Source organism: Edaphobacter sp. (assembly GCF_035532915.1).
Taxonomy (GTDB): domain Bacteria; phylum Acidobacteriota; class Terriglobia; order Terriglobales; family Acidobacteriaceae; genus Edaphobacter.
Map to the genome: position 1 here is coordinate 1 of NZ_DATKQC010000137.1, position 7,499 is coordinate 7,499.

At 57.6% G+C, this 7,499-nt stretch carries 8 protein-coding genes; 3 read left to right on the top strand and 5 right to left on the bottom strand.

The features are described 5' to 3' along the window. Both VMU57_RS06860 and VMU57_RS06865 read left to right on the top strand, forming a co-directional pair. Positions 1-782: SDR family oxidoreductase (locus VMU57_RS06860; RefSeq protein WP_325381891.1), on the top strand; the 782-nt coding region annotated here is incomplete at its 5' end. Between the two features lie 70 nt (positions 783-852). Beyond that, positions 853-1,443: a TetR/AcrR family transcriptional regulator gene (locus VMU57_RS06865; RefSeq protein ID WP_325381892.1), complete on the top strand. Its 591-nt coding sequence runs from the start codon at positions 853-855 to the stop codon at positions 1,441-1,443. Positions 1,444-1,727: 284 nt separating this feature from the next. Here VMU57_RS06865 and VMU57_RS06870 read toward each other — a convergent pair whose 3' ends face one another. Next, complete coding sequence (locus VMU57_RS06870) at positions 1,728-4,421, bottom strand: glycoside hydrolase family 3 C-terminal domain-containing protein (RefSeq protein ID WP_325381893.1); 2,694 nt, start codon at positions 4,419-4,421, stop codon at positions 1,728-1,730. Positions 4,422-4,568: 147 nt separating this feature from the next. On the opposite strand from VMU57_RS06870, the gene VMU57_RS06875 reads away from it, so the two are divergent. Continuing rightward, entirely contained in the window at positions 4,569-5,732 is a 1,164-nt protein-coding gene (locus VMU57_RS06875; protein WP_325381894.1) for a glycosyltransferase family 4 protein, read from the top strand. A gap of 8 nt (positions 5,733-5,740) precedes the next feature. Here VMU57_RS06875 and thiS read toward each other — a convergent pair whose 3' ends face one another. The 4 genes from thiS to VMU57_RS06895 all read right to left on the bottom strand — a co-directional run. Then, positions 5,741-5,959 (bottom strand): sulfur carrier protein ThiS, encoded by a 219-nt coding sequence (gene thiS / locus VMU57_RS06880; RefSeq protein ID WP_325381895.1) that lies wholly within the window; start codon positions 5,957-5,959, stop codon positions 5,741-5,743. Between the two features lie 33 nt (positions 5,960-5,992). Then, positions 5,993-6,313: a hypothetical protein gene (locus VMU57_RS06885; protein WP_325381896.1), complete on the bottom strand. Its 321-nt coding sequence runs from the start codon at positions 6,311-6,313 to the stop codon at positions 5,993-5,995. Between the two features lie 166 nt (positions 6,314-6,479). After that, positions 6,480-7,184, bottom strand: a complete 705-nt coding sequence (locus VMU57_RS06890) for a hypothetical protein (protein ID WP_325381897.1) — start codon at positions 7,182-7,184, stop codon at positions 6,480-6,482. A 75-nt stretch (positions 7,185-7,259) separates the two neighbouring features. Next, on the bottom strand, positions 7,260-7,499 hold a 240-nt coding region (locus tag VMU57_RS06895; protein ID WP_325381898.1), incomplete at its 5' end, for a bifunctional hydroxymethylpyrimidine kinase/phosphomethylpyrimidine kinase.

The window sequence follows — 7,499 nt, forward strand, 5'->3', positions numbered from 1 at the left end:
GAACAGCCCTCATCACCGGAGCCTCAACGGGCATCGGCGCCGTTTACGCCGACCGCCTCGCCAAACGCGGCTACGATCTGATCCTTGTCGCCCGCGATCAACAGAAGCTTTCCGAGGTTGCCGCGCGTCTCGAGGCAGACACCGGCCGCAAAGTAGAGACTCTCGCGGCAAACCTCAACGAAAAGGTCGGCATAGAGCGCGTGAGCGAACGACTGAGTACAGATGCAAAGATCACGGTGCTGGTGAACAATGCAGGCGTTGGCTCGGCGGGAAAACTGTTGGACTCCAAAATCGACGATCTTGAGTCCATGATCCAACTCAACGTCACGACTCTGACTCGACTAACCCTGGCTGTAGTTCCGAACTTCGTCGCACGGGCAAACGGCCTGATTATTAATATCTCCTCCATTGCGGCGCTGGCTCCAGAGGTTCTGAACGGAACATACAGTGGCACCAAGGCCTATGTGGTGAACTTCACGCAGGCCCTGCATAACGAGGTTGGAACCAGGGGCGTGACCCTCCAGGTGGTGCTTCCTGGGGCAACGTCAACGCCATTCTGGGGCAAGGCAGGCGTTCCGTTGCAACATCTACCCAGCGAGATCGTAATGACAGCGGAAGACATGGTCGATGCTGCTCTCAAAGGTCTCGATCAGGGCGAACTGGTTACAATTCCTTCTCTGCCTGATGTGTCAGATTGGGAAAAGTTTGAAGCTGCCCGCCAGGCGCTTGGCCCGAACCTTTCGCGTAAAACTCCTGCGGCGCGCTATGGAATTTCGGCCTAATTTTTCAAAGAGGCTCCTGACAAAAGTCGGGAGCCTCCTCGAAGATAGAATTGAGCGGATGGGGAGTGAGATGGAAACAAAGTCCACGCGGGAACATCTGATCGATGTTGGAGTCCGGCTGATGCACGGCCACGGCTATGGTGCGACCGGCATCAAGGAGATTCTGGAATCGGCCCAGGTTCCAAAGGGCTCGTTCTACCACTACTTCGGAAGTAAAGAAGAGTTCACAGACGCAGTTTTGGAGCGCTATGCCGCGCGTGAGATGCAGCGATGGGAGAGCATCCTCAACAATGCGAAGCTGCCTCCTCTAAAGCGCCTGCGTCGTTACTTCGATGAGTTGGTGAAGGTCTACGGACAGAAGGGACCAATCCCTGGATGCCTGATGGGAAGTTTGAGTCTTGAGATCGCCGGCCAAAGCAACATCATCCAAAAGCGATTGAGCGCCTCGTTTGGCTACTGGCAGCACGCGATTGCAATAATACTGGAGTCTGCGCTCGAACAGAAACAGCTCCCGGCTGGCACAGAGCCTGAGGCATTGGCTTCGTTTTTATTGAACAGTTGGCAGGGTGCCGTAGTGCGGTCAATGGCTGAAAAGAGCAACGAGCCCCTCCGCTGCTTCCTGCATTATGCCTTCGACATCCTTCTACCGGCGAATAGCTGACTTGGTATTTTTTTACGCGCCGTTGTGGCTGCCATTAAAGGTTAGATGGCTGCCGCAAAATGTCCCTGCTTGAACTCAGCTAACAACCAGAATAGTCACTCCAAGTAAGACAAGTAAGAGTCCGGTCCAACTGAAGTCTGGCCCCGCTCTTCCCGTCCTCGAACGTCACTCCCAAATAACTCTGTCATAAGGAGCAAATTCTATCTTTGGTTCTAGATGAGACTAGGCCTCAACGAAGCATCCATCAACGACCTCGAAGAGAAGAGGAATGCTTCGTTACGGCCTTATTTTGGAAGTTCAACCGTGCCATGGATATTGAAGGATATCTCCGACCTACGCGCTGTCTCCGAAGGCTGCGACGATGCGACGGTCAGGTGATATTCACCAGCAAGAATGGAGCGCTGTCCCTTGTCATCGACACTCGAAAGAGAGCGCGGACTTAGTTGCAGTGAAACCTGGCGGCTCTCCCCGGCCTTCAGGTGAACGCGCTGAAAGCCAACCAACGCTCGCTCGGGACCATCCACCTGCGGCGTCTTCAGGTACGCTTCCACAACCTCGTCACCCGTGCGTGCGCTGGTATTCGTCACGCTGACGGTAGCAGTGATCGGTTGGCCGGCGGCCACTGACGACGACGATAGTTTCACCGCTCCATAGCGAAAGTTGGAGTAGCTCAAGCCATAGCCAAATCCCCAAAGCGGCTTACCCGTAAAGTAGCGATAAGTCCTATTCTTCATGGAGTAGTCCGTGAAGGCCGGAAGATCATTCGTGCTTGCATAGAAGGTAATCGGCAGACGTCCAGCGGGATTGTTCTCCCCTGCCAGAGTGCGCGCAATCGCCGTGCCGCCGGCTACGCCTGGATACCATGCCTGCAAAATTGCTGCTGCATGTTCCTTCGCCCACGAGAGCGCCAATGCGCTTCCGCTCAGCGAGACAACGATAACCGGCTTCCCTGTTGCCGCAACCGCTTCCAGCATCTGCTTCTGCGAGTCCGGCAGATCAATACTGGTGCGATCACCACCATCGAATCCCTTGATTTTAATCGGCATCTCCTCGCCCTCCAGTTGCGGCGAAAGCCCGACAAAAGCAAGCACAACATCGGAGGCCTTGGCTGCGGCCACAGCTTCGTCAATCTGAACCTGCGGAGGAGTCTCCCACTTCAGAACGGCGCTTCCTCCCGCCCGATCGCCATAGTGGCTATATTCAAGCTGAAAATCGTGCGGCGTCGTATCGGTGAACGTAACTTCAATCCGCGCCGGGCGAGAACCGGTCATCACCGGCGGAGCCGTAGGCGAAGCACCCTTGGCTATCGTGAACGCTCCCATATCCAACTTGCCGCCATCAAGGCTCCCTTCAGAGAGCACCTTGCCGTCAAGGACAAACCGATAGGACTCCTTCGGCGAGTAAGGGAAATTCGAGCCGCCTTCAAAGATAAACGTGTACTTCCCTGCTGCGGGTGCGGTCATCTTGCCGGTCCAGCGAACCGAGTAGTTGTGGGTATGGATCTCCGGGTTCGGCTCAGCGTCACGCCAGTCGTACTGGACCTCTGGCTCCGTGCTCACCGCAACTGGCCTTCCGGTCCAGTCCGAAGTCGCAAAATATTCGGTGCGCAGTCCAGAGCCAAAAACCGTGCGAGGAACCGGCACACCAACCCCATCGGCCAGCATAGCGCCTTGCGCATAGTGAATCTTCGCGCCGGGAAACTGCTTCGCAATTCCATCAAGCGGAGAGACCGGGTGCAGAGCCACTCCGTTGTAATTGCCCTCGAGCGAGGCCAGCAGATCGGCCGTCGGCCCAATTACGGCGATATTTTTCACCGTCTCGCGCAGTGGCAACACGCCATTGTTCTTCAGCAATACCATCGACTCTTCCGCCGCCTTCAAGGCAATCTGGCGGTGCTGTTCAGAGGCGTCTTCAGAGAACGGGATCTTGTCGTAGGGATTGGATCCGGGTGCGCCAAACATCCCCAACTCGAAGCGCCCCGTGTACAACCGCTCCGCCGAACGCGTCACAAGGTCCTCCGGAACTACGCCCTTTCGAACCGCATCAGCCAGCGTATTGAATCCCGGAGACCAGATGCTGCACGACAGGTCTGTCCCTGCTTCGATAGAGATTGCAGCGGCATGCATAATGTCCGGCGCATTGTGATGACCATGCGTAACGTCCACAATGGCAGCGCAGTCCGACACCACAGATCCCTTGAATCCCCAGGCCCCGCGCAGATGGTCTTGCAGCAGCATCTTGTTTGCGCACGCCGCAGTCCCGTCAATGGCGTTGTAAGCGCACATGACCGACTTCACATGACCATCCACGACCAGCGAGCGGAACGCAGGCAGATAAGTTTCTTCCAGATCACGCGGGCTTACGTTGACATTGAAGACATGCCGCAGCGACTCCGGCCCGCTATGCACGGCAAAGTGTTTGGCCGTGGCAATGGCAACCGGATGCTCGGGATCGTTGCCCTGCACGCCCTCGACAAAGGCATCCCCCATGCGTCCGGTCAGAAACGGATCTTCTCCATAGGTTTCTTGCCCGCGCCCCCAGCGCGGATCGCGAAAGATATTGATATTCGGCGACCAGAAGGTCAGCCCGTAGAAGATGCGGTGGTTCCCTTCACGCTGGGCCTCGTTGTACTTCGCACGGCCTTCGGTCGAGATGACGGTTCCCATCTCATGCACCATCGCCCGGTCCCACGTCGCAGCCATGCCGATCGCCTGCGGAAACACGGTAGCAAATCCCGAGTTGGCCACTCCATGCAGCGCCTCGCTCCACGTCTGATAGTCCGGTATGCCCAGCCGCGGTATCGCCGTCGCCCAATCTTCCAGTTGCGATGCTTTTTCGTCGAGCGTCATCTTCGAGACCACATCCTTGGCGCGGACTGCCGCAGGCAATGAAGGGTCGAGATAAACGGGAGGCTTCGTCTGACCAAACGCAGACGCGGAAGCGAGTGCAAGAACAGCAATACTAAATCGTTTCATCATGGCTCCAGGTGTTTGAGGAAGCATACATGACAAAGGCCACAAAGCGCTTTAAAAAATCGATTCTGGAAGTCATTACCCCAAAAGCCTCATAAATTTCCTACGTCTTCCCCTTTGGTACTATCGTCTCAGTCCTCCTCCCGAGTCTCCATGCGAATTGTTCAGGCTGTCTTTGGTGTCTTCCATCACTTCGAACTCGCTCGCGAACTCGAGCGCCGCGGCCACCTCGAAGCTATCTACTCCACCTGGCCCTGGGCTCGGCTCAAACGCGAGGGCCTCGAGCACGCCAAAGTAAAGACCTATCCCTTGCTACACACCACAGAGATGCTCCTCCTCCGCGCCCGCATCGACTTTCCCTGGCTGCGCGACCAGTTGAGCTACGCCAACGCGCTCGCCTTCGACGAGTGGACGCTCCGCCGTATCCCTCCCTGCGACGCCCTCATCGCCATCTCCGGCGCCGGGCTCAAGACCGGCCGCCTTGTCCAGCAGCGCGGCGGCAAATTCATCTGCGACCGCGGTTCCTCGCACCATCGCTATCAGGAGCAAGTCGTTGCCGAGGAATATCGCCGTTGGGGCGTCAACCGATCTATCTCAGACATCCGCGACACTCTCCGCGAAGAGGAGACCTACGAAGTGGCAGACGCCATCACGGTTCCCTCGCGCTTCGCCGCCCGTTCCTTTGTAGAGATGGGCGTCCCCGCCGAAAAGCTCCGGGTCATTCCCTACGGCGTTCGTCTCGAGCGCTTCACTCGCACCGGCGAGCCGCCAGCTGACCGATTCGAAGTCCTCTTCGCCGGCTCCGTCGGCCTGCGCAAGGGAGTTCCCTACCTCCTCGAAGCCTTCGCCAAGGTTCGCCATCCGGCAAAGCGCCTCCGCGTCGTGGGAACACTTCATCCCGATCTCAAAACCGTACTCGATCGCCTGCCCCGCGAGAACGTGGAATTCTTCGGCTCGGTCAAGCAGGAGACACTGGCTCAGTTCATGAGCACAAGCCACGTCATGGTTCTTCCCAGTCTCGAAGAAGGTCTTGCCCTCGTTCAAGGCCAGGCACTCGCCTGCGGCTGTCCCGTCCTCTGCTCCACCAACACCGGCGGCGAAGATCTCTTTACCGATGGTGTCGAAGGCTTCATCGTGCCCATCCGCGATGTCGAAGCCCTGACAGAGAAGATGCAGCAGCTAGCCGACGACCCGGCCCTGCAATCGAGAATGAGCGAGGCGGCTCTCCGGCGCGTCCAGAGCATCGGCGGGTGGAGCGACTACGGCAATCAATGGGAGACCTTTCTCAGCGATCTCACCGCGGGCCGCCCTGCCTGATTGAGCCTTTAGCTGCCGCCGCCGACAAAGTGAACGACTTCCAGCCGGTCTTCCGCCGCCACTCCGGTCTGCGCCCACGCACTTCGCGGAACGATCTCTCCATTGTGCTCAACCGCGACGCGATCTCCCTTCAGCCCAAGTTCCGCAATCACAAGGTCAAGGCTGGCGGGTTGCGAAAGAGCGTCGAAGGTACGGGGCTGACCGTTGAGAACAAGCGTAAGAGGCATAGTTCTTTAAAGGTAGCAAAGATGCTCGCGATTCTAATGAGCATGCACCCTGGCCATCACCCAGGCCTTCAAGCGCCGTCGCACCGGAACAATCTCCTCGCACTCCGAGAAGACCCACCGGTTCAACCGCATCAGAATATCGAGAGCATCTGCATCTGCCTTCGTCGGCGTCTCATAAAGCAATGCCATCCGTGAGTCCATCAGGTATTCGATGGCGCGCCCCAATTTTTCCAGCGCCTGTCCCTGCGTCTGGGTGGGCCGCCTGCGAATGATCCGCTTCACAGCCTCCGCGTCTTGAACCACATCGGTCCGTCGCATCCGGGCAGCGTCGAGAAATGGTGCAGTAAAAGCCATGCCAGTGAGGTCCTCCATCAGATCTTTATCGGCATCGCTGTCTGCGACATGAGCCTAAGATTCGAATGGCAGATGGATTGTGCGCCATCGACATCACGTAGGTCAATATAAATCAACAAGTTGCAAACATTTGCAGTTCCCGAATGGAACCATTTACTCAACCTAATTAAGGCTTCGTCATCTTCAAGCCGGTCACCGTGCCCTCGGTGTTATGCGCGAAACGAATCCCATAAACTCCATCGGTCGACTTCAGCTTCCCCGCCGTCACCAGTTCGGACTTTTCATAGCTTGCGACCACCGTGCCGTTGATGGCACACTCCACCTTGCTCCCCTTCACCGAAAGCGCGATCGTCTGCGTCACCGGCTGGCCTACCCCCGCTGCCTTGTGCACGGCATCCGACTCGCCGCTCCGGCCGTTCATCTTAAAGGGTTCCGGCCCGAATCCGCGCACGATGAAGGTCCCATTCCCATACGCCGCGCAATAAAGATCGCTCTGCTGATCGGTTCCCATATCGTTACCGGCGATAAAGACACCATAGGGGTGCGGATGGCTGTTCAGGTTCATGTACTTCGGCTCGTTGAAGGTCGCGCTCACGGTATAGTCGCCCGATGCCGTGTCCGCGGGATTCCAATACGTCACCGCCGGCCCGGTCGTCACATGCAGCACCTTGCCCTCCTCCGACAGCTTCGCATCCTTGATCGTCTGCCCCGCCTTCGCCGCATTGGCATCGATCTGCCCCGTCCATCCCGCTGCCGAGATGCCGCCCCCGGCGACCGAACGCGAACGATCCCCCTGCCCCTGCGCGCCAACGAACGCCGGAATGAGAAGCGCAAAAGTTACAACAAGCATAGAGCGGTTATGAAGACGCATAAGTAGATCCCTCTCAAAATAGAAATCGTCAGCAATCCGAAATTATAGGATGATTCTCCCGCGTCGGCGTAAGAATCACCCCAACGGCCAAAGATGATTCAATGGCCCGCGGCCATGCCCCAGTCCAGCAGCCGTCCGAATCGCCTCGGCGACATAGATTTTCGCGCCCACCGCTGCCTCATAAGCACTCTTGCCCTGAACCAGTCCGCTCAGCAGCGCGCTCGAAAGAGCGCATCCTGTCCCATGCGTCGAGGTCGACTCGACCCGCGTCCCTGGTAGCCACCAGGTCCCACCTGCCGCCGTCAGTAGAAAATC